Genomic DNA, 23,280 nt, shown 5'->3' with positions numbered 1-23,280 from the left:
TCTTACCCTTTGCACGAGCTCAATCCTTTGGCTTTACTAGAAGGACAACATTTAGTTAGACCTTAACAATCGAAGTCCATTCAGAATTACAACGATAGTACTCCCCTCATGAACAATGACACTGATTGCAATATCAGTTAACCCAAAAAGGCTAACGATAACTAAGAAGACCACGACGGCCATGGAAAAGTAGATATTTTGCCAAATCACTTTGTTCATTTTTTTAGAAATTTTATGTGCTTGGACTAGTTTTGATAGATTATTTTGCATTAAAACGAGATCAGATACGTCTACCGCAACATCCGTACCATCTCCCATCGCAATCCCGACATCTGCCTTCACGAGGGCTGGCGCATCGTTCACACCATCTCCTACCATGGCGGTCACACCATATTTTTCTTTTTGTTCACTAATAATATTCGATTTGTCTTCAGGCATGACATTCGCAATCACTTCTGCGACACCGAGCTGTTCACCTACAGCTTTCCCTGTCAACTCCGAGTCACCCGTAATCAACGTGGTGTGGATCCCCAGTTTCCTAAAGTAATCAATGGTTTCTCGCGCATGTTCGCTCGGAATATCCATGAGGGCAATAAACCCAATCACTTTTTCATCTTCCGCTACATAGACAACTGTATTTCCTTGTGAAGACCATTCATTGTTGGAACGGAGATACTCATCCGGGACCGTATCAAAAGAAGACGGTTTTCCGATACGATAATTTTTTCCGTTATAGCCCCCTGTTAGACCTTTCCCGATTTGATTAGTCACTTCGATGTTTAGGTTAGTTTTGGCTTCAAATTTTTCTAAGATTGCATTGGCCAGTGGGTGATTTGCTCCTTTTTCAAGAGCCACTACGATATCAATAAGCTGTTCCTCATTCACAGAATCAGCAAAATAGTAATGGGTTACTTCCGGTTTTCCACGCGTAAGGGTCCCGGTTTTGTCGAAGGCAATGGCATCGATATCCGCTAATTGGGAGAGAAAGGTACTTCCTTTGGAAAGCACGCCTCGTTTCGCCAGATTAGAGGTTGCGGACAGAGTCGCGGAGACGGTGCTTGCTGCCAGGGCACAAGGGGAGGCTGCCACTAAAAGAACTAAGCCTCTGTAAACACTTTCGGACCATGTCCAATGAAATAAAATGGGAGCAGATAAAATGAAGAGTGGGATTGCGATCAAAACAAAACTAACATATCTTGGTTCAAACTTTTGGATAATGCTAGCAGCTCTTGTTTGATTTTCTTGGTTTTGACTGACGAGTTGTAAGATTTTGGAGAAAACAGTGTCTTTCGGTTCTTTTGTGACTTCCATTGTAAACGTACCTGTGCCATTAATCGTACTCCCAAATACAATGTCTCCTTTAGACTTCTCTTTTGGTATACTTTCACCATTAATGGAAGATTCATCAATGGAAGTGATGCCCGATAAAATCATCCCATCAATAGGTACTTGGTCCCCATTTAATACTTGGAGTCGATCTCCCACTTTTAATTCACTAACGTCAACGATTTTTGTATTTCCGTCTGGAAGGATTAACCTAGCTGTTGTTGGGTTCATTTCGAGTAATTTCGTAATTTCTCTTTTACTTCGTCCTTCAGCATACTCCTCAAGAAAATGGGCGCCAGAAAAAATAAGAATCAACAGGGTTCCTTCCCAAAAATTGCCCATCAAAGAAGCGCCAATGGCTGCCAATCCCATTAAAATATGAGAGTTAGGGGTAAATTTTTTTTTAATTTTTGTGTTCTTAACCGTTTCTCCCATGCCCTCAAGAATAATGACATGATAGCTCGCACTGATTGTCGCCAGTGAGAATAAAATATTTTGCAGTATCAAATATTTTTCACTTAAAAACAATGCAACAAGTGCCACAACTAACCCAATGAAATACATGACAATGGGCAATTTTCCGTGATTGTGATCGTGATCGTGCTTGTGATTGTGGCTATGATTTTCGTGTGTGTGTTGTTCTTGTATATTTTTCATTTCCATCACCCTTCTCGATAAACTTAAATATTTATCAATTGCATTAACCAAGCTGCTACAATAATGACTGTGCCTATACCCAAACGAAGAAAAAGCGGAGTTATATCAGCTACATTGCGCTGGTACCACCTGCAACATAATCATGCTTCTTTCCAGCTTATTTAAATGGTTTGCGCTGTCAACTCATCCCATAGCTATGCAAGATGGTCTCCATTATGAGACATTTAAGAATCACCTCTCTACTTCCCTAAATCGGAATATTTTCGTTTTAAACATGATTTGCAATTCATATGTTTATACATTCATTTTAAATGATTTGCTATTCAATGTCAAAACTAAACTTTTCATTTTGCTATTTTTTTAAATTTTTTCAAATTTTCAATTCATTTTTTAGTGAGCCAAAAAAAGGTATACCCTTATCTCAAGATAAAAAATTTGCATTTCATCAAACGTATGTTACCCTAATCATGAACGTTTGGTCATGTAAAAAGGAGAGAGTGCAAGTGAATACACCAATAACACCGCAGTTGGACAAAAAATCCATCCAGTCTGTCAGCAAGATTTTTAAGATTATCAGTGATCCTACCAGAATATCGATCCTCTTTCTTCTGCAACAACAAGAATTAAGCGTAGGCTCAATTACCACTTCCTTGGAAATGGAGCAATCCGCTATCTCCCACCAATTAAGAACTTTGAAAGAGGCGCGCTTGGTTAAAGCAAGGAGAGAGGGAAAAGCGATTTTTTACAGCCTCGATGATCCCCATGTTGTACATATCTTAGAGCAAGTCCTGGACCATGTTCGGGAGATAGCAGAATAAATCTATACATTAGAAGGAGGAATTCATAATGTCCAAACTTGCTGCAGACTATGCTCATAAGGCGCAGCCGAGAAAGAACATTAATATTGCTTTTTCCATCTATTCATGTTTCCCTGAAGTTGGGATATAACTAGTGTAAGCTAATGAAAAAAGGTTCCAATCACCGAATCGGGGTGGTTGGAACCTTTTTGAGGACCTAGGTGCAGATTTCCTCCTAAGGAGGGCTGCTTGGGAGGCGTATTTGCACACATTCACCTTTCCTCTGACAGAGAATCGAGTGAAGCACAAATTAGCCTCCAGCAATCCGAACGCTCGTTCTACATCGATCTTCCATTTTCCGTAGATTGCGCCAGTCTTTGCATCCGAAAGCAAATCTTTAATTATTTTCTTCTGTTGTTCCCTTCTTTCGCCTTGGTGCATTGCGCTCGCAAGGGGCATCCTGAGCAGTTTGCGCACTCATAAACCTTGAAAGTTCGAGAGAAACCATAAGTATCTTTCCGAGGGGCTAGATAACGGAAGGGGCTTCTGCCCATTGTGGGACATGAAAGCATCCTCTTTCTTATAATGCTCCCAATTGGAGAAGGGGAAAGGATTATTCCGATATTTCTTCTGCTCTAAACTCAGAACCCGTGAATGCAACTGGCGTGTTCTAGCTGTCTCTAGGATCCATTGGAATCATCGATTACTTAATCAGAGCAATTATTACAATCTATTTCTCACTAGCCCTCATCATGCCCACAATCTGATTCAAATGTACGGAAACTCGCTCAAGGAAGGTCTTCTCCGATAGCAAGCAAATAGGTCGGCCTTCTTGCTGTAAAGCTTCAACTTTTTGCATCTTCAGACTTCGCGGGTCCTCTTGGAAAAGATTGGTGTTCGCCTTTCCTACCACCAAGATTGTTGTATCTTTGGTGACAGTTGCTTGCGTTTTCCCTCCTAGGGCGGACGCTTAATGTAAAAGTTAGCGTGTTAGTAGTTGGCTTGTTTCCGGGATAATGTATCCAGTTTGCCTGTAAATACAATCTTCTCTTCTCGTAACATATGCGCGTCATTCCCTTCTTCACAAGAGACCTTTCTTATCGCGGATCCGTTCTTCTCTTCCATAATTCGTCTACGTGGCTGCCTATGAAGGAGGAATTGTTGCAGACAATGCGATTGGTGGGTTAAATAAAAAAATCGATTTAACAGTAGTCCCTAGGGCAGCGCTTACAAGTCTCGGATTCGCAACCGTTGGTTTGACAGAAAAGAAAGCGAATGAAAGAGGATATGAAATTAAAACATCTGTGTTGCCGTTAACAAATGTTGCTAGACCGATTGTAAATCATGGTACGACGGGTATAATTTAACTTGTAGCTGATAGAAAAATGCGAAAAATTCTGGGAGTGCATGTGGTTGCTGACAATGCAGGGGAAGTTATTTACGCCGCTTCTTTATCTGTCAAGTTGGGATTGACCGTAGACGACTTAAAAGAAACGCTAGCACCTTATTTAACAATGGCAGAAGGCTCAAAATTAGCAGCCGTAGCGTTTGACAAAGTCCTATCAAAATTATCCTGTTGTGCTGGCTAAAATTGTTTATTTAATAAGTAACTTATACGAAAAAGCTGATTATGCCTGGGTTTTTATGATCCAAACCTTATCTTTATCTTACAAGGAGTGTTAAATATGACTAATAAAAGCAATTCAGGATGTTGTTCAGGTACAACAGGATGTTGCGGAAACGCAGAAGAAATTAAAATTGAAAAAAATAAAATAATAATTGATTTTTTATATCTGGATTTGAGTGTATGTACTCGCTGTCAGGGCGCAGAAGACAGCTTAGATGAAGCTTTAAAGGAAATTGCAAATGTACTTGAAGCAACTGGGACAGATGTACATGTAAACAAAATCAATGTGAATACTAAGGAGTTAGCGGTAACTCATAAATTTCTTAGTTCGCCTACAATCCGTGTTAATGGACACGACATTCAGATGGAGTTTAAAGAAAGTATATGCGAATCCTGTGGTGATTTGTGTGGGAACGTAGTTGACTGTCGAATTTGGATTTATCAAGGTCAAGAATATACCGTCCCCCCTAAGGCTATGGTTATTGAAGGAATCCTTAAGGCGGTGTACGGAGGAAGTTTAGCTGATAGTATAGCTGAGCAAGAATACGTACTTCCTGAGAATCTAAAACATTTCTATTACGTTATGGAAAATAAAAAGTAAGATCGGTGACGTTTGATTCAGAAGGGAACGATTTTACTCTCACCCAATGAACAGTCACAGATAAGAAGAATCTGCAAAAATAGAACTGTGACATAAATCAAATTTTGGCGGAAATTAGCTAATAGAAAAATAGAAATCGCATGAAATCAACATTTGTCAGTTTGATTCATGCGATTTTTTCTCTTTTTTAATACTTCTGTCCCAACCTCTATTTTTAAATTGGGTTATTTTAGAGGCGTATTTTCAAGGCGGGAAGTTTTTTTGTTCCGATTCAAATTGTTCAGCAGTGCCCACAGAGCCGGGATTTCTTATCTACTTAACAGGAGTTGATAAGTTATATCCGATTTCAATTGATAGGCGACCGGCAATATTTCTCCGCATTCGTTTTGGGCGGTCCAGGACAGCAACTATAAAGTCATATTCCGAATTAGTTTCTGCAGATTAGGATCTCCCAGGTCATGGTTCAGAATCGGTAAATTCAATACTTGGAGTCCAATTTCTTTCCGATCCAGGCGCTATTGTTCCATCTGACCGATATCATCATAGTTTCGACCCAGTCGATCCAATGACTCCACAATCAGGACATCTTTCTCTCGCAGGAACCCCAAAGCCTGCTGAAACTCCTCACGATCTGTCATACTTTTACCGGACATTCTCTCTTAAAATATTTTTTCTGCCTTGCTTTTTTCAGGACTTTGATCTGTCGGTCCAGCTTCTGGTCTGTGGTGGACACACGTGCTTATCCGATGTTCATCTGTTTTCCCCCTTTCTCGAACTCGATTTATTCGACACATGTACTCCACATTAAAAATCCAATAAAATCAACATTTTACAGGTGGTGATTTTGGGTACACCCCAAAACTACAGATAATAAAGACCACCTAATTTTTAGACAAAAATAAAGGGCAAAACTCACTTATGTGAATCTTGCCCTTTATTTTTTGTCCAATGTTTCTTTAATATATGATCTATTTGATCAAGTAACAGATAATCTTTATCTCTTCAATGCTGGAAAGGTAAACATTTAATTGGGCGATAGTTCAGCTTCTGTTACCCATTTATGGTTCCTGACCATTTCTTCCCCTGTGGTCGGCTCAAAGTCAACCATATATACGGTAGTGTCTTCTGCTGATTCTATCGTGGCAGTTGCATCTTGCATGCCTTCCATATGACTCGCTTCCAGCGTAACCTCTGTGCCAGGTTCCAGTGGTTCTTCGACATCTTTTGCTTCAGCTATTTCTTCCTTGATAACCCATTGATGGTTTGTTACTCGCGGATCACCATTAGTTGGATTGAAGGATACTTCGTAAACTGTAGTGTCGAATGCCCCTACAATAGTAGCCTCTGCACCCTGCATTCCTGTCATATGGTCTGAATTGATGGTAACAATGTCCCCTATCCGATATGTTGGGTTTTCTGCTGCTAGTAATCCTTCTGGTATTTCTCCAGAATCATCATGCATCATTTCACCCATATTCGAAGTAGAAGCAATACTTTCTATATCTGATGAAATATTTCCCACGGACTCAGAATCTACGTCTCCATCTTGATCAATAGAACATGCGGCCAATAATACTAATGTAGAAAGACCTAGGATACTTTTTATCAATCGGTTCTTATACATGTTTCATTACCCTCCTTTATTGACTATTATCGAAAGTACTCTACATTACACATTCTGTCCTTCCTTTTTTCAATAGTCAAATAATTAGTCTTATAATCAATTTACCTAGTCAGGGCTATAGGTTCATTTTTAGTAGTCAAGTACAGCACAATCAGATGCATACAATCGGTATCCAAAAAAATGTCGCATTAATTCGTAGCCATTATTTGGGCCCCACTTTTTTATTTAAAAACTATTCCTTCAATTTTTAGATGCTTTAATGGCTTCCTACAAAAAAATCGCTCACTCTTCCGGTACAGTATCACTTTCTTTTTTCGAACAACAGTTTTCCTTTTTCTTACCACCTAGCATTGATAGCATCATTCCTCCCATCATAATGGGGCATATAAATGGCGCAATAACTCCTAATATAGTAGCAAGTCCGAGATTATATTTAGCAATAAATGGTATTGATACTATAATCAGTATTGGTAGGCCACAACAAATAATCATATGGATCATATGATGTAATGGACTGTGTTTATGCGTTCCTGATTTCTCTTCTTTACTTTCATGGTGGTGCATAATTTATCCCCTTGCTTTGATTTATTTTATGTTTCTGTTTTTATAATAATATATGAATGTGTTGATTTTATGTAGAAAAAAATCATATCAAAAAGCCAAGATTTGTATATGATCTTGGCTTTTTGATATGAATAGTTCATTTCCGGAATATATTTTTGAGAAAACTCAGTTCGAGCATGAAACTTCAGACTTACCCAACTAACTTTTCAATATTTTCTTCTTTTGTTGGTATTCTTCGTCTGATAATTCTCCTTTTGCATAACGCTGATCAAGGATTTCAAGTGCCTCATCCCGGCCATTTGAAGTTGTGCCAGCATTATTGCCTCCTTGGACTAGCTTCATCACCGCGTATACGATAATAACGATTAAGATTACCAGGATAATCATCATGAAAATTCCCCAACCGCCCATCATGTCATAACCATAATAATTCATCATTTTTCCCACTCCTCTTTCTGTTAATGTTCAGAAATCACTTGTTCCAAATCGCCATGCCAATCATGGTACCAGACTTCTCCGGTAAGGTCATTGACACTGAGCATCCCGATTACTTTGTCGTCTTCCTTGATATGAAAAGTGTAATAACCATAAAATGCGTGCCCCTCACCCGGAACCGAAAAAGCTTCGCCCAACTGACTCTTCACAAAATCATCCGCATTTTTGACTGCTTCTGTTCGGTTCACAGTTGCCGTATCCGTTGCATTCGCATTGTAGCGGAAGGATCCTCCCATCATCATGCTGTATTTCTCATTCCACATCATGTTGGGACCCGGCTCGGGGTAGATCTGTCCCGTATAAGGATTGACCAAGAGTTCCATGGCCCCTCTGCCGGTATCTTTCTCTTCCACCGAAACGTAGTAATCCGCATCGGTGAAGACAAAAATATCTGCCACTTGAAGATTATTTCCATAGCCCTTCAAATAATTTTCGACATCCGACAAAATCTGATCCGGCGTCAATTTCTCGCCACTGCTGTTCTGGTTGCTGTTGACTCTGCCACCCATCATGCCGCTGTTGTAAAACCCTTGCGTATAAACGTCTGTTCCCGCATTTTTTGCCAGCATAAACAACCCGCTGCTGTACACAATCAATACGGCAAGCGCACCAAACAGGATTACACCCCACACTAATTGATGTTTGTTTTTCATATCCCTGCCTTCTTTCTTCGGTAAGCCTTAAAGCGATTTTGAATCGGCACCTCGTCTTTAGAAAATTGGATAAATTGTGCTTACTGAAATCCATGGCATCAATTACGCCTCTACATTTTTAATAGTACCCTCACTTACTAAACGCCAATTCTTACTACTTATCCATACTTTGAGGATTTGTTAACCCTAATATACCGGAGCAATGTGTAGATTTAATGGAGTTTTGCTTCTTCATACAGTCTACATAATCACCTAGTATGCTATGACTATGAAATCTAAAAAAAACAATCCAGAAAGAAGGACATAGACTATGCAAACAACTCTATTTATCATTTTAGTACTACTGGTTCCTGTTTTGACGATGGTAATCCTAAGTGCAGTTCGTAAACATAATTCTGTTTTAAGCGCAGATGTAAAAAGATTACGGGTAGAAAATGAGGCTTTGAGGAAAGAGCTTCTTAAACGCGGCATCATCGAATATGTTTAACAGTGGTAAAAAAAATAAACCTTAAGGAAAAGCATGCAGACAAAAAGTCTCCATGCTTTTTTTTCTTGATTTCTACCTTTTCATCAAGGCATTCGTCCAATAGCTCGTAATCTTGGAGAGCCTAATAGAAAGATTATCTTCTGGATTAGAACGAATCCTCATTAAGAATGAAACTGAAGAACTTCTTGTATCTTTTCGAATACAATGTCGGGCTTTTGTTCGCCATTGACCATAGAAACGATTCCCGCTTCCTGATAGAAACCCGTCAGTGCTTCCATTTCGAGCTCACTCACTTGTAGCCGTCTTTCTATGACTTCTGATTTATCCTCTGACCAAGGCAAATTGACCCTCTTTTCTAACCTTTTCCGTAAGACCTCTTTCCCAACAGCCAGATAGAGGACAACATCCAGCGACAGTCTTTTGCTTTCCAGATATGCTTCTAACGCTTCCGCTTGCTGACGCGTTCGCGGATATCCATCCAAAATGAAACCCTCTTTCATGTCATCCTCTCCCATGCGATCCCAGAGGAGTTTATTGACCAATCTATCGGGGACTAGTTTTCCCATATCCATGAACGTTTTGACTTCTAGACCGATCGGACTACCCATCTCAGCGAAAGATCGGAAGATTTCACCTGTAGAGATATACGGAATCTGATAGGTAACTGCGATTTCCCTCGCTTGGGTTCCCATTCCAGCGCCGGGCATTCCCATTATAATGATATTCATTTTCTAACACTCCTTATCTGCATTATGCCTCTATCGAATCGTACACAACCATTCACTACTAAGATAGCGCATGATTGTGTAGGGCGTATGGAGAAACAAAAAAACAAATATTTGCAGTAGTTCTAAAGGCATTAATAGGCCGACAGAACTTTTCCTACTGCTTCTTTAAAAACAATAGGACATCTTCTACTCCATAAAACCCACACAATGAAAAGGTAAACTCAATTCAGCAATATTGGAAAACTACCATCGTGCATTGCTCAGGAAAGATGGTGCGGTGGGACAATTTTTAGTAGTACAGAATCAATCGTGTGAATGATGGAGGGAAAACATATGAAAATTTTGATTGTAGATGACGAGGAAAACATTTTGGAGATTGTAGAGGCGTACTTGGTTGCTAAAAACTACCAAGTATTCAGAGCCATGGATGGAGAAGAAGCCTTGCGGAAAGCCGAAACCATCCGGCCGGATCTCATCGTCCTGGACCTCATGCTGCCGGATATCTCCGGTCTTGAGGTCTGCCGAAGAATAAGAAAATCCTCCAGCGTGCCTGTGATTATGCTGACGGCGAGAACAACGGAACAGGCTATCCTGAGCGGACTGCAAATCGGCGCGGACCATTATATGACGAAACCCTTCAGCCCCAAAGAACTGGTGGCCCGAGTACAGACTGTACTGCGACGCTCACATCCGGAACCCCAAGAGGTGAAATGGTCCTTCGAAGGTGGTTTATTGGAAATCTATCCCGATAACAAGCAAGTATTCAAAAAGGGCGTAGAAGTGGGACTAACGCCAACTGAGTACAGGTTGCTGACTCTTCTGGCGTCACATCCTCAGCAGATTTTCCCTAGGCAACAGCTCTTGCAGGTCGTAAAAGGATTAGATTTTGACGGAACAGATCGAGTCATTGATGTCCATATTAAGAACCTGCGACAAAAGATAGAAGATGATGATACGCGAACCCCCTACTATATCCTGACAATCTATGGAGAGGGATACCGATTTGGTGGTCAAAAATGAAGCGAACAATAAAGTGGCAACTTCTCCTTTCCTTCGTTTCGCTTTCTTTTATTCTGGTAGGAGCCTTCAGCTGGATAACACTGAACTTACTAGAGAGCCACTTTGCTGACTATGTCAGGGAGAGACAGGAGTCAGAGTTGGAAGAATACAGCACTGATTTAGAGAATCTCTATCAACAAAACGGTACCTGGGAAGAAAATTCGCAAGCAATTCAGCGTATTGGGCGAAATGCTCTCCAACAGTCAGTGATTGTGAGGATTTTCGACGAGGACGGGCAACTGTTATGGAGCCCATCCGCTTCTGAGGAAGAAGATGCGAAGAACAAGGTTCAGGATCATCTCCTGCATATGCAGCAAATGGTGGGAGGTATGGAGAGTGACTACGTGCAAAGCCGTAGTCCCCTTTATGATGGTACCGAAGAAATTGGCATAATGGAGATTCAATCCGTGGGTCCCTATGCTTACACAGAACATGACGCCCTCTTTATTTCCGATATGGAAAGTAAATTGGTTTTTGTGGCCTTCATATCGCTCCTCATTCCCCTCTTCTTTGCGCTAGTGGTGTCCAAAAAGCTTAGCTCCCCCATCGTCACAATCAATGATTTTACCCAGAAAATTGCCAAAGGGCGTTACAGCAGTCTTTCTCTGGAAGAAACAGGAATCCGGGAGATTGATGACCTGCTGGTATCAGTGAATGATCTTTCCTTGCAGCTTCAACACCAACAGAAGATCCGAAACCGTTTGTCCTCCGATATTGCCCATGAAATCAGAACGCCTTTGACGACCTTGAAAGGGAATATTGAAGCCATGATAGATGGTGTCTGGGAAATATCTGAAGAGCGGCTCTATCGTTGTTACGAAGAGATAAGCCGAATTACGCGTCTGATTGGAGAAATCGATCGGATCAACGAACTCGAAAGTCAGGAGTCTCAACTACAGAAAACCACCTTTGATCTTACGGAACTAGCCCAACAAATCGTGGATAATTTCCAACCCATGCTGGTTGAAAATAAACTCAACTGTTCCGTTAGCGGTAATCGCGTTTTTATTTCCGCGGACCGGGATAAAATTCATCAGGTCTTAACTAATTTGTTGGCAAATGCCATTAAGTTTACCCCTTCAGGAGGAAGAATCGACCTTTACGTTTCGCAAAGTAAAGGCACCGCTTCCTTTCGAATAATCGACAACGGACAAGGAATCCCTCCGGACGAGGTGGGCCAAATATTTGAACGGTTCTATATGGCGGAGCCCTCCCGAAACAGTAAACTAGGGGGGCAAGGAATAGGCCTTTCCATTGTAAAGGGCATTGTGAATGCGCATCAAGGGACTATTTCCGTAGATAGTATTTATGGGAAAGGCACAACATTTACAATCAATCTTCCCAAGGCAAAATAAAATAGGGTTTATAAAAAAGTACTCCAACTAATTAAATAGGGTTGGAGTACTTTTTTCAGTGGTCTATTCTCTTATCGTGCAAGGACATCAATCTCCGCCTCTGTCGGATTATCGGATACAATCTCAATTAGCATGCGGTGGGGTAAGTTTAGACTTGTTTGTCCAAGTGATTGGATCCACCCTGTCCTCACGGCGATTTGCTGGGGGCTGTTATCCGATTTGTCACGAATCCGCTCCCCATCAATTTCGATAATATTATACTTCCCGGGAGCAGGATAGTAGGTGATAAGCCGCTGTTTCTCATTTCCGGTCAGGAGGAAGCGGTCCACTTCCTCGCCGTTGAACGAGATAACTGCATACAGCTTGCTCTTTTCTATGTGTGCAGTTTCAACGGCGAAGATCATTGTCGGTAAAAAAGATAGAACAAACAGAAAAGAGACAATAATGATATCAAAAGGTTTCACCATTCTGCGATACTTTTTAATCATGATTCTCCCCCTTTTTCTCTCGTTTACTCTAACTGTTTTTTTCTCTTCAAGTACTCTGCTTCCGTAATATTATCTCTGGCAAATTCTTTTTGAATCTGTTCCAAAGAGGTCTCATTCGCAATTCGACTATCTGTTCGATCGGAAAGAATCTTGATAAGGAGGTACGCCACCATAAACAGCACTACAATCCAAAGCAACCCCATCAATCTTAAGGATCCCAATCCGTCATGATTCAGCAGATTCCAATAACTCGACATGCCACTCACACTCTTTCCTGTTATCCGTCTTTACTTCAATCTCTTTCTCCTTTGAGGTTCCATCCTTCTAGATAGTAGGTTTTGGGCGGATAATCCCTTCTCCGGTAAATCCAAATACCAATCGCACCCACAAACAAGAGCAAGGACAATCCCTGTGACACCCGCAAGAAATCACCAATCCACAAACTATCCGTGCGCAGGCCCTCTATGAAGAATCTGCCCGCTGAATACCAGATAGTATAGCTGAGGGCCACTTCGCCTTGCCGCAACAACCCCTTGCGGTTTCGCAAGGCAATGATTACGCCAAATCCGAGGAGACTCCATAATGACTCGTAGAGGAAGGTGGGCTGGTAGTACACACCGTTAATTTGCATCTGATCAATGATAAACTTCGGAAGGTACAAGTTCTCCAGAAAGGTTCGAGTCACTTCTCCACCATGTGCTTCCTGGTTAGTGAAGTTGCCCCATCGACCGATGGATTGGGCCAAAAGGACATAGGGAGCCAGCACATCCAACATCAAGGCAACGGGAATCCTCTTTTTCTTGGTGTACCAATAGACAGTGAATCCCCCTGCAATCAACCCCCCATAAATGGCAATTCCACCATTCCAGATTTGGACGATTTCGCCCGGATTTTGCAGATAGTACTGCCATTCGAAGAGAATGTAGTAGATTCTGGCTCCAATCAGCCCAATGGGAATCGCCCACATTGTCATATCTGTAACGGTATCTTCTCCTAAGCCTCTTTTCGTGCCCTCCTTGGACGCCAAGGAGATTGCCAATAGCATAGCAGCCCCAATGATAATCCCATACCAGTAGACGGTGAATGGGCCAAATGAGAAAGCTACGCGATCAATTGTTCCTACTATTGTTTCCATACTTTCCTCCTTATAAGAAAAAAACGTTTATTTTATAGTGCTTTTACAATCCCAAGTAAGGTTCTGGGTCAACCTGAACCCCATTCTCATAAACCTCGAAATGCAGGTGGACACCTGTTGAATCCCCCGTTGTTCCCATTATCCCTAATTGTTGTCCTTGGGATACTTTTTGTCCGGGAGCAACCCGAAGGCTGCCCGCTTCCATGTGAGCGTATAAAGTTTGGAGTCCGTTTCCATGGTCGATTTTCACGTAGTAGTCCCATGAATTATGGTACCCGGCTACTAGAACGGTTCCCCCCTGGGCTGCGACAATCGGTCCCGATCCGGCAAAATCCATGCCCGCATGCAATTTCCACTCCCCTGTAAGAGGATGGATTCTGTATCCAAAAGGATCTGTTACAATCCCATTACTCGGGCGAATGAAACCAGACGCGGTAACGCTCTTCGCTTCAGGCAGGGTTTCCCCCGCAGAGGCATACTCCACTACCTTGCTTTCTTCGAAGAAGCTTTCAGGAACAATCTCACCCGCCATTGCAACCGCGACCTCTTGTGCAGCCTGTTGTCGTACTACTTCTTCATCAGCGATCCGGCGTTGCTCCTCCTTCAGTTGATCGGAGAGGGTGCTCACCGTTCCGGCAAGATTCTGTTGCTCCTGATCAATCGCTTCTTTTTGTTCCACCGTAAGATCATACTCTTGGGCTAGCTGCTCGATTTGATTCTCCAGCCCTGCTTTCTGTGTCACCAAATTGGTTTTGGCTACTTGGATTTCCGCACTCAGTATTTCGAGGTTTTCCTGCTCGTCCTCAGCTGCCTGCTTTTTCTCCACCAGATCCATTTTGTCATTTTTCTGCTGGACGAGTATTTCCTTGTTGATGTTCATAATGTAAGTTACTAAGCCTATGTTCCCTATCATTTCCGCAAGGTTCTCCGAGTTGATAACTGCTTCCAGGAGAGTACGTGGATTTGTATCTGTTTGGACGGCTCTGGCTTGCACTTTAAGTTTTTCCCCTCTTAGTTCAATCCGTTCTTCCAGCATTTCGGCTTCTTTACTTAATTCCTTTATTTTTTCCTCAGAACTTTGCAATTTCCCCTGCTGTTCAACTAATTGTAGGGTGAGCTTGTCGATTTCCTTTTGCAGGGTGATTGTTCCAACCCCAAGTTGCTCTTTCTTTGCCTCCAATGTGTCCAATAGCTCTTGTTGCCCTGAAGAATTCTCATCCAATTCTTGGATTCTGCTTTCCAATTCCGTTTTTTGTTGATTGAGCTCTTCCAGCGTATCAGCTTTCACATCCAAAGGTACCACCAGTAAACTTAAAAGCGTGGGAATTCCTAAAATCCTGAACATCTGCTTTCTATTCATGTATCCTCCTTAAATGTCGGCAAAATTTGCCCCTTTCTTTTGCTTATTTTACTGTACCAAGAAATTATGTAGGTTTTATGGAGTTGTTAATCTCCATAAAACCCACATAGTTTTACTCTATTCTTGTCTTAGAAAGTTATTCTGAATCTTATTCGCTTCACTGATGGAATTGGGTTCTTCGTAATTTTTTAATCTATCGTCCATTTCTTTACTAACGTGTTAGTTGTAGCATTGGCGAAAAAATAAAAGGAGAGTTGAACATGGAATCAATCTTATTTATTGTTTTGATGGTGGCAGGGCACATACTCATGATGTTTGTTATGCCAGGTATGCATGGCGGACATAATCATAAAGGACATGGTCACGCGGATCCCGAATCGGAAGACAAGAAAAAGTTGGAAATTGAAAACAAACGGTTAAAAGAGGAATTGAACGTAGTAAAATCAAAAATAAATCAAAATGAATTGTGAGGGCCATTCCACATTGAAGCAGAAAATCATTCAAATTTCAGGGTTTATTTTCATTACCTTTTTCATCTTATCCCTTTCGGTGGCAGCAACCATCAACTTTACCTTCCTCTACTCGTTTGACATTGGTTACTTGAATATATCGGAATATGTAGGCATGCCGAAAGAGCAAATCTTAATGAACTATCGTATTCTGCTAGATTACCTGAATACCCCATGGATAGCGAAACTGGATATGCCGGATTTCCCTAGCTCAGTTAGCGGGTTATTCCACTTCACTGAAGTGAAGAAGTTGTTTATGCTGGACTACCTGATTCTGATTACTTCAGGGATAGGCTCCTTCTGGTTTATGCAGTATCTAAACAGAGAAGGGCAATACTGGCGACTTCTTCGATACTTCCAGTGGGGAATCTTGCTTCCGCTGGGTGTTGTTTTGGCTCTATTGATCAACTTTGATGTGCTGTTTGTGCTATTCCATCAGGTATTCTTTAACAATGATGCTTGGCTATTTAATCCCGCAACTGATCCCATCATCTTAGCGCTGCCGGCGGAGTTCTTTATGCACAGTTTCCTCTTGGCCTTTGGATTAATCGAAGTCTTCCTAATCCTGGGGTACTTCACTACTAAATATCGAATCTCTGCCCCAAGCCGTTGATTAAAAAGGTTATGGTTCATAAGAAAAACAGGGCTCTCCATCGAAAGCATGGGAGCCCTGTTTTTATCGAAAATTTATCGATCTATGATTTTCCTTATACAGCATACTGGCTGGTCTGACCCGATTCTGGAAGGGGGTCAAACCAGCCAGTGCTTTTTTCGTTCCTGCTTCGTTTTATTTAGGGTCTAATTTCAAAAGCATGGCATTGATCGCAACAATAACGGTCGATAAGGACATGAGGACGGCGCCGAAGGCCGGACCCAAGGTAATGCCGATAGGAGCAAGGAGGCCAGCAGCAATTGGAATCGCGATAAAATTGTAGCCTGCTCCCCATACCAAGTTTTGTTTCATTTTACGTGTCGTCTTGTTTGCTAACTCGATAAAGGATTCAATATCCCCTGGATCAGACTGAGTAAGGATAATATCCGCAGAATCCAAAGCTACTTGCGTTCCAGCTCCGATTGCAATACCTACGTCTGCCAAGGCAAGGGAAGGTGCGTCATTGACCCCGTCTCCCACCATGATAACCGTCTTGTTTTGGTTTTTCATGGACTCGACCAGCTTGTACTTATCTTCCGGAGATTGATTGGCTTGGTATTGAATACCTAGAACTTCTGCAACTCCTTGTGCAGCTTCCTCGTTATCACCAGTAGCCATGAGTGGTTCAATTCCGTATTTTTTCAGCACCTCGATCAAGTTTCTGCTGGTTTCTTTCAGTTCATCTCCCAATGCGACAGCGCCGATTGCTTCATTATTTTCTACAAGGATACTTAAAGTAGCGCCTTTCGGAATATCCATACGCAATGCTTTTCCGTATGCCTTTTGGCTGATTAATTGATAGTGGTGGCCGTTCGCCTCCCCTTCTATTCCTGCTCCCGAAACGATTTCAATGGAGTCAAAGGAAACTGACTTAATGCCTTTCGCTTCAGCGTGGTTCACAATCGATTGGGCAATCGGGTGACTGGAGCCCGCCTCTATACCCGCCAACAAGCCTGTAATTTCTTCTTCAGAATATTTATCACTCAAAACAGTGACGTCCAACACTTTAAATTCACCAGTTGTTAAAGTACCTGTTTTATCCAATACCATAACATCCGCTTTAGTAGTTAATTCCAAAGCTTCTCTATTTTTAACCAGTAATCCTCGGCTTGCACCCAAACTAGTACTACGTGATACTACCAAGGGAATAGCAAGACCCAAAGCGTGTGGGCAGGCAATAACTAACGTAGTCACAGTAAAGATAACGGCTGTAGGCAGATCCGCAATGATCGTCCAGATTAGTAGGGCGATTAAAGCTACTACAACCGCAATGTAGAACAACAAGCCAGCTACTTTGTGAGCCACATTCTCTGCTCGAGATGGTTGGCTTTGTGCTTGGCTAATTAATGTTTGTACTTGTGAGATAAAGGACTTATCCCCTGTTTCTGTTACTTCTACATATAGGACACCACTACCATTTGTTGATCCACCAATGACTTGATCTTTAACATTCTTTTCGATTGGCTTAGATTCACCTGTTAAGAGGGCCTCGTTTACACGGGATTCTCCGCGAATAATGATACCATCAGCTGGAACATTTTCTCCTGCTTGAACACGGATAACATCTCCAACTTGAAGGTCAGACACAGGACGAGTTTCAATCGAATCGTCTTCTAAAACAACATGAGCGTCTTTTGGCACTAATTCTGCTAGAGCTTTTTGCGCGTCCCCTGCTTCACCCAATGCCTTCATTTCAATCCAGTGTCCTAATAACATGATTAAAAGTAACGTTGCAAACTCAAAGAAGAAGTCCATGACATGTTCTCCGGTCACATATCGAGCGGCCACTGCGTAAACACTATAGGCATAAGAAACCGTTATTCCCAAAGTAATCAAGGACATCATGCCTGGAGCTTTTGAATTAAACTCATCTTTCGCACCCATGTAGAATGGTTTTCCGCCATAAATGTATAGAATTGTTGCCAATACAGCTGCTACAAAGTCTGCATAAGGAAAGATAATTTGGAAAGGCAACTGAATATCCATCAAAGGAGTAATGAGTAAGATTGCAATTCCTAATGGGAGTGACTTCAAGAAAATCTCTTTAAAGCTACCGTGATTGTGGTGGGCATGCCCTCCCATTGCGCCATGATCCATTTCACTGTGATCCATCTTGCTGTGATCCATCTTGCTGTGATCCATCTGACTATGGTCCATCTTGCTGTGATCCATCTTGCTGTGGTCCGTTGGTTTATTCGAACCGTTCTGTTGCTTGTTGTTCATAAACTTATCCTCCTCTTACCTCGATTAAAGAATGAGCCTCAGCTGTTCTCCCTGTTTCTTCATGAAGGATAAAAACTGAGGCTCCCCGAATAGAATCTGAATACAAAAAATTACCTAACTTACAAAATTTTTAAACTACCTTACTCCACTACTGAATACTTTGTGTCCTCTAAAACTGCGACAAATGTTGCTTTATCAATAACAGATCGTGTATTTATAGTAGCTTTTTTGCCTTTCAAATCAACAGACACTGATTCTACTCCCTTTATGGATTCGAATTTTTCTTTTACTCCCTTGGCGCAACCTTCACATTTCATGCCTTCTACGAATACTTCTTGTTTCATAAATTTTTCCTCATTTCTTTTTTTTATTATTAAATTTCTCTTTATCCTTTTTTGAAAGAAATGTTTCAACCGTCAGTCAACTATTAATGAAAACTAAAATGGGGTTGTGTGCAACAGTCGCAATTCTCCGCTTCATTGATCTCCCTTAAAAGATAGGGAATATCGGATAATGCTCCCAGAAACTCATCTTGCTTCGTTTTATTACCTTGAACGAGTGCAATTTTCTTACTTTCATCAATAGACACGCTCTCCACTGTAGGGAATTTTTTTATTTTTTCCGCTATTAGGTTTAAGCATTTGAAACAAGATAAACTTATAGTTAACTCCATCCTCATTCTACCATCCCCAGTTTTTATTTCATAACAGAAGGTTGAAATCCTTTTAAACGTAATGCATTCAACAAAACAGAAATGGAACTGAAACTCATTGCTGCTGCTGCAATGACCGGGCTGAGCAGAGGACCGCCAAATGCATAAACAACACCCATCGCAAAGGGGATACCAAGTATGTTGTACGCGAATGCCCAAAACAGGTTTTCTTTAATATTTCGGATGGTGGATTTACTCAATTCAACAGCAGTAGGTACGTCCATGAGATCACTCCGCATTAAGACGACATCTGCTGATTCTATGGCTACATCCGTACCCGAACCGATTGCAATCCCTACATCTGCCTGGGCAAGAGCTGGAGCGTCATTGATTCCGTCGCCAACCATCCCTACCTTTTTGCCTTCATCCTGCAACTTCTTCACTTCATTAGCTTTATCTTCTGGTAAGACTTCGCTCAACACCCGATCGATGCCCACTTGCTTGGCGATGGCCTCAGCGGTCCGTTTGTTGTCTCCGGTGATCATGGCTACTTCGATTCCCATCTTATGCAGCTTCTTGATGGCACGTAAGCTGCTCTCTTTTACAGTATCCGCTACCGCAATGATTCCAGCGATTTTACCATCCTTTGCAATGTACATAGGCGTCTTACCTTGGCTTGCTAATGCATCGGAGGCAGATGCCAAATTTCCCAGACCAATATGCCATTCGTCCATCAGCTTCTTGTTTCCGAGCAAGAGGTGTTGGCCATTGATTGTCACTTCAATCCCATGTCCTGGAATAGCATTAAACGTTTCTGTTTTCAAGAATGCTAGGCCCTTCTCTTCTGCGCTATTCACGATTGCCTCACCAAGTGGGTGCTCCGAGCCTTTTTCGGCGGAAGCAGAAAGAGTCAGTAATTCCGTTTCGGAAATCCCTTCAGCGGTGATAATATCCGTTACTTTTGGCTTCCCTTCTGTTATCGTACCCGTTTTGTCGAACACAATGGTGTTCAGCTTATGGGTCGTCTCCAACGCTGTCCCGCTCTTGAATAGCACGCCATGCTCTGCACCTTTTCCTGTCCCGATCATAATCGCTGTGGGAGTAGCCAGACCAAGCGCGCATGGGCACGCAATCACCAGTACCGAAATGGCTATAGTCAAGGCGAATACACCTGTTTGACCAGCAAAGTACCACGCTATCGCGGAAAGAATTGCAATCGCAATGACAATCGGAACAAAATACCCGGAAATGATATCAGCCATCTTAGCAATAGGGGCTTTGGATCCTTGGGCATCTTCCACTAGCTTGATAATTTGGGACAGCGCAGTGTCTTTTCCCACTTTTGTCGCCTTGTACCGAATCGTCCCATTTTTGTTGATACTCGCACCAATAATAGCATCTCCCACAGATTTTTCCACGGGGATACTTTCACCTGTGAGCATGGATTCATCTACCGACGTCAATCCTTCGATAACCACGCCATCTACCGGCATTTTCCCACCTGGCCTCACAACGATAATGTCGCCAACCACCACTTCATCAATGGAAATCTCTGACTCTTTTCCGTTTCGTACCACCAGTGCGGTTTTAGGTGCCAATCCCATAAGTTTTTTAATGGCTTCAGAAGTTTTTCCTTTTGTTAAGGTCTCGAGATATTTCCCTAGGACAATTAAAGCTAAAATAACAGCTGCCGTTTCATAGTACAGTTCATTGGCATAGGCTACTTCTCCACGGAAAATCATCACTGTTGCAAATACCCCGTAAAGGAAAGCTGCACTAGTTCCTAGAGAAATCAGCGAATCCATATTAGGGTGCCCTTTAGACAATGCCTTGAACCCATTGCGATATATTTTACTGTTTACCGCAACCACAGGGAGTGTCAAAACGAGTTGAACGATAGCAAAGGCTTCCGGGTTCATCATCGGGTTGATGAAATCAGGAAGGGGCGCATTTACCAAATGCCCCATTGCGATATAGAGTAACGGAGCTGTAAATAGCGCGGATATTAGAAACCTGTTCCAGAGACTCTTGATTTCTTTCTGTTTCTTTTCTTTATCCTGGTCTACCGTATCAGCAGTTGCTACTTCTTCATGTGCCTCATAACCTGAATCCATAACCGCCTTTATGATATCGGTAAGGTTCACCATACCCGGATCATACTCCACTACCAGTTTCTCCGTGGCCAGATTTACGGAGGAAAGATTTACTCCTCGTAGTTTCTGAGTTGCCTTTTCAATCGTCTGGGCGCATGAAGCACATGTCATCCCCTCAATATTGAATGTTTTCTTAACCGTATTAGAAATTGCAGTGTATCCTGCATCTGCCACTGCTTTTTGAATGTCTGCTTCCGTCAATGCTGAACTGTCAAACTGGATATTCATTTTTTCGGTTGCGAGATTGACGTTCGCAGTCTTTACTCCTGGTAATTTCTGAGCAGCTTTCTCTACAGTTTGTGCACAGGACGCACAGGTCATGCCGTCTATACTGAATACTTTATTCTCCATTTTTGCTTTTCCTCCCTATTTTCCATGTTGGTGTAGGTTGCACTGACATTGCCTAGGTAGACATCGGCAGCTAACCTCTTCCACAGCGGAAGTTCTTTTCTTTTCCAAAATCTCTTCCAAGTAGCGGATATCATTAAAGCTCAATACGTTGTCCTTGATTATTTCCCCAATCACATGTCCTATATCTTTGTTGCAAATACGGCTGAAAATATTGCCTGTGTAGTTTCGGACAGTAACTTCCTCAGCAACACGTGCCGTGTAGATAAACTTTTTCCCCTCTTGCTCAGTCGATAACGCGCCCTTTTCAACCAAACGACCCAACAGAGTTTTGATGGTGGTTGCCTTCCAGTTCATCTTATCTTCCAGGATCGAAATAACTTCCTTACTCGTGACATGATGGTTTGCCCAAACAACACGCATGACTTCCCATTCGGCATCAGTTATATGGGGAGTTAACGTTCCTGTCTTCATTTTTACCCCTTCTTCCCTGTTATTCGTTTACAAACGTAAACGTTTCTATGCTTATAATTTACACTTGTAAACATTATTTGTCAACTACTCTTTTCTGAATTTACAAAAAGATATACCGAGTCGATAGCGACGCGGTATCAAGGAAGTATGCTAATCTAACAATGTACTGAAATACGAGATTCTAACCTTCATTTGTAAATATTTAGCGTGTTCGCTTTACACGAACAAACGTACGTTCGTATAATAGGGTATAGAACTTGCAGGAAGTCCTTATTCGTAACACGAACAGAATGGTGGAAGGTGAATAATATGCTAAAAGAACCGATAAGACATACGGACAAGGTGTTTGAAGAGTACAACGACTACCAGGATAGAGGCATGGTTAAGTGGTTAACGGCATTCTCAATGGAAGAACTGACAAGGTCCATTTCTGCTGGAAAAGAAGAGGCTCTGAAGGATATCCCTATCCTCGCTCAAATGAATGCAAGTGAAATTGACGAAGTATTAGCGGAAGCCCTGCAGAAAAACAGGCCCGTATCAATTCAATTGAATCAAAAAGATTACCTCGGGCGTCAAACTGAATCGATAGTAGGGCATTTCAGAGGCTCTCTTACGGGAAATAAAATCTTCATTAACGATCAATGGATCTCACTGGAATCTATTCGTAATATACAGCTTTTACAAGAGGAAAAATGGTTCCAGATTCACGTCTTTACAAATAATCGAATGCAGCTATCCGGAAAGAATCCTATTCCAACCTCTTCCCCTATTGAAGAAAATGACACGTTAAATACAGAAATTACCTGGATTGAAGACTTCAATCAGAGCGAGGAATGGATAGAGTAATCGGATACTGCTGTTCAGCGCTTTTTCTGGTTTTCAAACTATTCCTTTCCTGATTCAGAAAGCGTATACTTGAACTTAAGGGGGAAGAATTCTTGGAATATTATGCGAGAGTAGTTGAAAGACTAGAATCCAGAGTAACTTCTACAACATCTTCTATTAAGATAGTAGAAGCATATATACATATGCAGTTGAATGCCGGTGTATCAGAAGAATACCTATCTGATTATTATGCAATCATAGACATTGAGACAGGTAGACTCGATGGCTTGAAAGAAGCACTGAGAATACTGCAATCAGAATTACTAAACTACCACTTGAGTCAGCTGTAGAAGTTGACCTCTTATTTAGAAGAGAATCTCTATACTAAAAGAAGGAACAAAGCTATATTTTATTAGCTGTGTTCCTTCTTTAATGTTCCGAGGTTTTTCGTCTGTAAGGAGGCTTTTTTTAGAGTCGTACCCTCTACC

Annotated in this window: 25 protein-coding genes and 1 pseudogene; 10 read left to right on the top strand and 16 right to left on the bottom strand. The window is 41.8% G+C overall.

Going from position 1 to position 23,280, the window contains the following annotated elements; translation table 11 throughout:
• Positions 1-51: 51 nt before the first annotated feature.
• Positions 52-1,983 (bottom strand): heavy metal translocating P-type ATPase, encoded by a 1,932-nt coding sequence (locus BMZ71_RS04170; protein WP_177187487.1) that lies wholly within the window; start codon positions 1,981-1,983, stop codon positions 52-54.
• 503 nt (positions 1,984-2,486) lie between these two features.
• On the opposite strand from BMZ71_RS04170, the gene BMZ71_RS04165 reads away from it, so the two are divergent.
• Positions 2,487-2,801, top strand: coding sequence for an ArsR/SmtB family transcription factor (locus BMZ71_RS04165; RefSeq protein WP_068624590.1), 315 nt, complete (start codon positions 2,487-2,489; stop codon positions 2,799-2,801).
• A gap of 380 nt (positions 2,802-3,181) precedes the next feature.
• Here BMZ71_RS04165 and BMZ71_RS15515 read toward each other — a convergent pair whose 3' ends face one another.
• Positions 3,182-3,334 (bottom strand): transposase, encoded by a 153-nt coding sequence (locus tag BMZ71_RS15515; protein ID WP_162268643.1) that lies wholly within the window; start codon positions 3,332-3,334, stop codon positions 3,182-3,184.
• A gap of 573 nt (positions 3,335-3,907) precedes the next feature.
• Between BMZ71_RS15515 and BMZ71_RS04150 the strand changes: the two are divergent.
• Positions 3,908-4,369: pseudogene (locus BMZ71_RS04150) on the top strand (mercury(II) reductase); the annotation flags it as partial.
• A gap of 96 nt (positions 4,370-4,465) precedes the next feature.
• Positions 4,466-5,008, top strand: a complete 543-nt coding sequence (locus tag BMZ71_RS04145) for a DUF2703 domain-containing protein (protein ID WP_068624586.1) — start codon at positions 4,466-4,468, stop codon at positions 5,006-5,008.
• 515 nt (positions 5,009-5,523) lie between these two features.
• Here BMZ71_RS04145 and BMZ71_RS15260 read toward each other — a convergent pair.
• The 5 genes from BMZ71_RS15260 to BMZ71_RS04120 all read right to left on the bottom strand — a co-directional run bounded on the left by BMZ71_RS15260 (position 5,524) and on the right by BMZ71_RS04120 (position 8,344).
• Positions 5,524-5,646: a recombinase family protein gene (locus BMZ71_RS15260; RefSeq protein WP_239420606.1), complete on the bottom strand. Its 123-nt coding sequence runs from the start codon at positions 5,644-5,646 to the stop codon at positions 5,524-5,526.
• A gap of 386 nt (positions 5,647-6,032) precedes the next feature.
• A complete protein-coding gene (locus tag BMZ71_RS04135; RefSeq protein ID WP_068624584.1) occupies positions 6,033-6,632 on the bottom strand; it encodes a YdhK family protein in 600 nt (199 codons plus the stop codon).
• Positions 6,633-6,914: 282 nt separating this feature from the next.
• The gene (locus BMZ71_RS04130; protein ID WP_068561767.1) at positions 6,915-7,196 is read right to left on the bottom strand and encodes a hypothetical protein; all 282 of its coding nucleotides are present in this window, start codon (positions 7,194-7,196) and stop codon (positions 6,915-6,917) included.
• A 198-nt stretch (positions 7,197-7,394) separates the two neighbouring features.
• A complete protein-coding gene (locus BMZ71_RS04125; protein ID WP_068561768.1) occupies positions 7,395-7,634 on the bottom strand; it encodes an SHOCT domain-containing protein in 240 nt (79 codons plus the stop codon).
• A 20-nt stretch (positions 7,635-7,654) separates the two neighbouring features.
• Positions 7,655-8,344, bottom strand: a complete 690-nt coding sequence (locus BMZ71_RS04120; protein WP_086988494.1) for a hypothetical protein — start codon at positions 8,342-8,344, stop codon at positions 7,655-7,657.
• Positions 8,345-8,654: 310 nt separating this feature from the next.
• Between BMZ71_RS04120 and BMZ71_RS14805 the strand changes: the two genes are divergently transcribed.
• Positions 8,655-8,831: a hypothetical protein gene (locus tag BMZ71_RS14805; RefSeq protein WP_177187486.1), complete on the top strand. Its 177-nt coding sequence runs from the start codon at positions 8,655-8,657 to the stop codon at positions 8,829-8,831.
• Positions 8,832-8,992: 161 nt separating this feature from the next.
• Here the strand turns inward: BMZ71_RS14805 and BMZ71_RS04115 are convergent, their stop codons facing one another.
• Positions 8,993-9,559 carry an adenylate kinase gene (locus BMZ71_RS04115; protein ID WP_086988495.1) on the bottom strand — a complete coding sequence of 189 codons (567 nt, stop codon included), beginning with the start codon at positions 9,557-9,559 and terminating at the stop codon, positions 8,993-8,995.
• 333 nt (positions 9,560-9,892) lie between these two features.
• Here BMZ71_RS04115 and BMZ71_RS04110 point away from each other — a divergent pair, with 333 nt between their 5' ends.
• Together BMZ71_RS04110 and BMZ71_RS04105 are read left to right on the top strand one after the other, a co-directional pair.
• Entirely contained in the window at positions 9,893-10,579 is a 687-nt protein-coding gene (locus BMZ71_RS04110; RefSeq protein WP_086988496.1) for a response regulator transcription factor, read from the top strand.
• Positions 10,576-11,973 (top strand): sensor histidine kinase, encoded by a 1,398-nt coding sequence (locus BMZ71_RS04105; RefSeq protein WP_086988497.1) that lies wholly within the window; start codon positions 10,576-10,578, stop codon positions 11,971-11,973. The genes BMZ71_RS04110 and BMZ71_RS04105 overlap by 4 nt, the downstream gene beginning before the upstream one ends.
• A gap of 71 nt (positions 11,974-12,044) precedes the next feature.
• Here the strand turns inward: BMZ71_RS04105 and BMZ71_RS04100 are convergent, their stop codons facing one another.
• Genes BMZ71_RS04100 through BMZ71_RS04085 form a run of 4 tightly spaced genes read right to left on the bottom strand, consistent with a single transcriptional unit; the run spans position 12,045 to position 14,956 of the window.
• Positions 12,045-12,461 (bottom strand): NusG domain II-containing protein, encoded by a 417-nt coding sequence (locus tag BMZ71_RS04100; RefSeq protein ID WP_370684631.1) that lies wholly within the window; start codon positions 12,459-12,461, stop codon positions 12,045-12,047.
• Positions 12,462-12,484: 23 nt separating this feature from the next.
• A complete protein-coding gene (locus tag BMZ71_RS04095; protein WP_068561773.1) occupies positions 12,485-12,718 on the bottom strand; it encodes an SHOCT domain-containing protein in 234 nt (77 codons plus the stop codon).
• Between the two features lie 35 nt (positions 12,719-12,753).
• Complete coding sequence (gene lgt / locus BMZ71_RS04090; RefSeq protein WP_068561774.1) at positions 12,754-13,596, bottom strand: prolipoprotein diacylglyceryl transferase; 843 nt, start codon at positions 13,594-13,596, stop codon at positions 12,754-12,756.
• A gap of 43 nt (positions 13,597-13,639) precedes the next feature.
• A complete protein-coding gene (locus tag BMZ71_RS04085) occupies positions 13,640-14,956 on the bottom strand; it encodes a M23 family metallopeptidase (RefSeq protein ID WP_086988498.1) in 1,317 nt (438 codons plus the stop codon).
• A 260-nt stretch (positions 14,957-15,216) separates the two neighbouring features.
• Between BMZ71_RS04085 and BMZ71_RS04080 the strand changes: the two genes are divergently transcribed.
• A complete protein-coding gene (locus tag BMZ71_RS04080) occupies positions 15,217-15,426 on the top strand; it encodes an adhesion protein (protein WP_068561776.1) in 210 nt (69 codons plus the stop codon).
• A 64-nt stretch (positions 15,427-15,490) separates the two neighbouring features.
• Entirely contained in the window at positions 15,491-16,078 is a 588-nt protein-coding gene (locus BMZ71_RS04075; RefSeq protein WP_245734382.1) for a TIGR01906 family membrane protein, read from the top strand.
• 174 nt (positions 16,079-16,252) lie between these two features.
• Here the strand turns inward: BMZ71_RS04075 and BMZ71_RS04070 are convergent, their stop codons facing one another.
• From BMZ71_RS04070 to BMZ71_RS04050, 4 genes are all read right to left on the bottom strand, one after another.
• Positions 16,253-18,340 carry a heavy metal translocating P-type ATPase gene (locus BMZ71_RS04070; protein ID WP_086988500.1) on the bottom strand — a complete coding sequence of 696 codons (2,088 nt, stop codon included), beginning with the start codon at positions 18,338-18,340 and terminating at the stop codon, positions 16,253-16,255.
• Positions 18,341-18,480: 140 nt separating this feature from the next.
• Positions 18,481-18,684: a heavy-metal-associated domain-containing protein gene (locus BMZ71_RS04065; RefSeq protein ID WP_068561777.1), complete on the bottom strand. Its 204-nt coding sequence runs from the start codon at positions 18,682-18,684 to the stop codon at positions 18,481-18,483.
• A gap of 352 nt (positions 18,685-19,036) precedes the next feature.
• Positions 19,037-21,496 carry a heavy metal translocating P-type ATPase gene (locus BMZ71_RS04055; RefSeq protein WP_086988502.1) on the bottom strand — a complete coding sequence of 820 codons (2,460 nt, stop codon included), beginning with the start codon at positions 21,494-21,496 and terminating at the stop codon, positions 19,037-19,039.
• Positions 21,497-21,511: 15 nt separating this feature from the next.
• Complete coding sequence (locus tag BMZ71_RS04050; RefSeq protein WP_068624654.1) at positions 21,512-21,967, bottom strand: CopY/TcrY family copper transport repressor; 456 nt, start codon at positions 21,965-21,967, stop codon at positions 21,512-21,514.
• Between the two features lie 309 nt (positions 21,968-22,276).
• Here BMZ71_RS04050 and BMZ71_RS04045 point away from each other — a divergent pair, with 309 nt between their 5' ends.
• Both BMZ71_RS04045 and BMZ71_RS04040 read left to right on the top strand, forming a co-directional pair.
• A complete protein-coding gene (locus BMZ71_RS04045; RefSeq protein ID WP_086988503.1) occupies positions 22,277-22,813 on the top strand; it encodes a hypothetical protein in 537 nt (178 codons plus the stop codon).
• Between the two features lie 92 nt (positions 22,814-22,905).
• Positions 22,906-23,142: a hypothetical protein gene (locus tag BMZ71_RS04040; RefSeq protein ID WP_068561782.1), complete on the top strand. Its 237-nt coding sequence runs from the start codon at positions 22,906-22,908 to the stop codon at positions 23,140-23,142.
• Positions 23,143-23,280: the final 138 nt, after the last annotated feature.

The organism is Trichococcus flocculiformis (assembly GCF_900113645.1).
In the GTDB taxonomy this organism is placed as follows: domain Bacteria; phylum Bacillota; class Bacilli; order Lactobacillales; family Aerococcaceae; genus Trichococcus; species Trichococcus flocculiformis.
Note: the sequence above shows the minus strand (reverse complement) of the source record. Positions and strands in the feature narration are given on the sequence as shown.